Source organism: Sphingomonas bacterium (assembly GCF_903644135.1).
Lineage (GTDB): Bacteria > Pseudomonadota > Alphaproteobacteria > Sphingomonadales > Sphingomonadaceae > Sphingomonas.
Genome location: NZ_CAHJXA010000321.1, coordinates 1 through 3,204, shown reverse-complemented (window position 1 = coordinate 3,204; position 3,204 = coordinate 1). Strand labels below are relative to the sequence as shown.

Here is a 3,204-nt window from a genome sequence, read left to right as displayed (position 1 = left end):
CCGATCCCGACACCACCGTCGACATCTATCTGGGCTCGGGCGGCGCGCCCGAGGGGGTGCTGGCGGCGGCGGCGCTGCGCTGCGTCGGCGGGCAGTTCAAGGGGCGGCTGCTGTTCCGCAACGACGACGAGCGCGGGCGGGCGGCGAAATGGGGCGTCACCGATCTCGACAAGCAATACGACCTGACCGAACTGGCGCGTGGTGACTGCATCTTCGCGGCGACCGGCGTTACCGACGGCTCGCTGCTGGCGGGGGTCAAGCGCAAGGCCGGGCGTGTCTTCACCGAGACGGTGGTGATGCGCGCCTCGTCAGGCACCGTGCGTTGGGTGAAGAGCGAGCATCGGGCGGAGTGATCCCCAACGTCACCCCGGCCTTGTGCCGGGGTCCAGGGTTCCGCATACCTACTCTTGTTGCTCTCGCGGCCCTGGATGCCGGGACGAGCCCGGCATGACGAAAGGGGAAAGCGGATGAAGCGCGTCGCAATAGTGGCAGCAGCGGCATTTGCCGCAATCATGGCACCGGTGACGGCGCCCGCGCAGCAGGCACCGGCCCAAGCCACCGCCGCCTCCCCCTTCACCTTCACCTTCGAGGAGGTGATGGTGCCGATGCGCGATGGCGCGAAGCTGCAGACCGTTGTCATGCGGCCGACCGGCAAGGCGGGGCCGCTTCCGATCCTGCTCCAGCGCACTCCCTATGGCGTGCCTGGCCAGGCGCTGCCCGCCGGTTATGCCGCGCGCTACAAGAGCCTAGTCAACGACGGCTATATCATGGTGTTCCAGTCGATGCGCGGGCGCTTCAAGTCCGACGGCGTCTTCACCCTGTCGACCGCGGTTCACCCGTACGATGCCAAGGCCGTCGACGAGGCGACAGACGCCTATGACACGATCGACTGGTTGGTGAAGAACGTGCGGCCCAACAACGGCCGAGTCGGCATGTGGGGCGTATCCTACCCCGGTTTCGCGGCGGCGATCGCGCTGGTCCACCCGCATCCGGCGCTGAAGGCGATCAGCCCGCAGGCGGCGTGGCTCGATTATTGGCAGTCGGACGACCTCCACCGCAACGGCGCGCTCCGGCTGTCCTATGCGACCGACTGGGTGTCCTCGCTCCAGCTCGACAAGACGCAGAACAAGGATTTCGTCTATCCCGGCGTCGACACCTACGACTTCTTCCTGAAGGAGGGCAGCGCCGCGGCGATCGATCGCGATTATTTCCATGGACAGGTGCCGCTGTTCACTGCCCTGCTCGACCATCCCAATCACGACAGCTTCTACACCGGCCAGCGCTGGACCGATGCGCTGGGCCGCACGACGGTGCCGACGCTCAACGTCGCCGGCTTCTGGGACCAGGAGGATCCGTGGGGCTCGTGGCGCATCTATGAGCGCCAAGCGAAGAACGATCCCGATCATCTCGCGCAGATGGTGTCGGGGCCGTGGAACCATGGCGGCTGGCAGGGCAAGGGCGACTTCGTCGCCAACGGCGCGGTTCCGATCGGCACCGCCAGCGGCGACGAGTTCAAGGACCAGATCCAGGCTCCGTTCTTCCGCTACTGGCTACATGGCAAAGGCGAGAGACCAGCCTTCGCGGCGAAGATGTTCCAGTCGGGCAGCAACGTCTGGAAGACGTACAAGGCATGGCCGCCGGCCGGCGCGACCGCGACCGATCTGTACCTCCACGCCGACGGCTCGTTGAGCTTCACCGCGCCGGCAGCGGCGGAGGCGTGCCGCAGCTATACCTCCGACCCCGCCAACCCGGTGCCGTTCCGGGCGCGGCCGATCTCGCCGACCTATCCTGCGCCGGAGTGGCGGTCGTGGGAGGCGGCGGACCAGCGTTTCGTTGATCACCGGCCGGACGTGCTGAGCTACGTCTCCGCGCCGCTGACCGCCGACCTGACCGTCACCGGCGCGCTGGCGGCGACGCTGATGGCGTCGACCAGCGGCACCGACAGCGACTTCGTCGTCAAGCTGATCGACGTGCTGCCGGCGGGAACGCAGGCCTATTCACCCGAGAGCGCCAAGCTGGGTAGCTACACGACGCAGCTCAACGAATATCAGCTGCCGGTGGCGATGGAGGTTCGCCGCGGACGCTTCCTCGCCAGCGACACCGATCCGCGGCCGCTGAAGCCTGGCAAGGTGGTCGCCTGGGACGTGCCGCTGCGCGACCATGACCATGTGTTCAGGGCCGGGCACCGCATCATGGTGCAGGTGCAGTCGAGCTGGTTCCCGATGATCGACCGCAACCCGCAGAGCTTCGTCGCCAACATCGCGCGCGCCGAGCCGGCGGATTACGTCAAGGCGGAGCAGCGGGTCTGCGCCGGCAGCCGCATCACCCTGCCGGTGATGCGCTAAACCCGGCTCTCCAGCGCGGTCCGCGCCTGGCGGGACCAGTTCTGCCGACCGCGCAGGAACGCCACCCAGCCATAGACCGCGCCGGCATGGCGCAGCAGCTGGAAGCTGAACGGCTCGGCGAGCGCGGCGACGATCGCCGGGCCGAGGCGCAGCCCCTCGTGCTGCCCGGTCCAGCGCTTGTAGATGCCCAGCGACCAGAGATGGAAGCTGAGGTCGACCGACACCTTGGCGATCATTACCAGCAGCACCGGCAGCGCGATCGCGAAGCGGCCGGTGACGACCAGTCCGATCAGGATCAGGAACGCCGCCAGGCCATAGATCGGCTGCACCGTGTCGAGCGCCTTGACCGGCAGCATCCGCGTCCCCAGCCGGCCGAAGCGGCCGTTACCGACCATGTCGCGGTTCCAGTGCTGGGTCTGGAGGAAGCCGCCGAACCAGCGCTGGCGCTGCTTCAAGAATGCGCCGACGCTTGCCGGTGCGTCGGTCCGCGCCAGGGCACCGCCGACCACCCGCACGCGCCAGTCGAAGCCCAGGTCGGCGGCGTGGCGATGGAGGCGGTGGATCAGCTCGTAATCCTCGACCATGCATTCGGGATCGAAGCCGCCGACCTCCAGCACCGCGTCGCGGCGAAAGGCGGCGAACGCGCCGGAGACCAGCAACAGGCTGTCGAGCCGCATCCAGGCGTCGCGCGACAGGAAGTTGCGGACATATTCATAGGACTGGAACCACTCGAACAGCCGCGCGGTCGGCGTCGGGCCGCAGATCGGCGCAAGGACGCCAGTGGCGGCGACCAGCTGCGGCTCGGCGGCGAAGGCGGCGCGCATCGCGGCGATCGCGCCGGGCTCCAGCAGCGTGTCGG

3 protein-coding genes are annotated in these 3,204 nt (G+C 68.2%); 2 read left to right on the top strand and 1 reads right to left on the bottom strand.

All coding sequences use genetic code 11. The features are described from left to right. The coding region (locus HUU96_RS13730) for a fructose-bisphosphatase class II (protein ID WP_174293314.1) at positions 1-353 on the top strand (353 nt) is incomplete at its 5' end. Positions 354-467: 114 nt separating this feature from the next. Further along, positions 468-2,345: a CocE/NonD family hydrolase gene (locus HUU96_RS13725; RefSeq protein ID WP_174293313.1), complete on the top strand. Its 1,878-nt coding sequence runs from the start codon at positions 468-470 to the stop codon at positions 2,343-2,345. Here the strand turns inward: HUU96_RS13725 and HUU96_RS13720 are convergent. Further along, positions 2,342-3,204: glycosyltransferase family 2 protein (locus HUU96_RS13720; RefSeq protein WP_174293312.1), on the bottom strand; the 863-nt coding region annotated here is incomplete at its 5' end. The two genes, HUU96_RS13725 and HUU96_RS13720, sit on opposite strands and share 4 nt — an antisense overlap.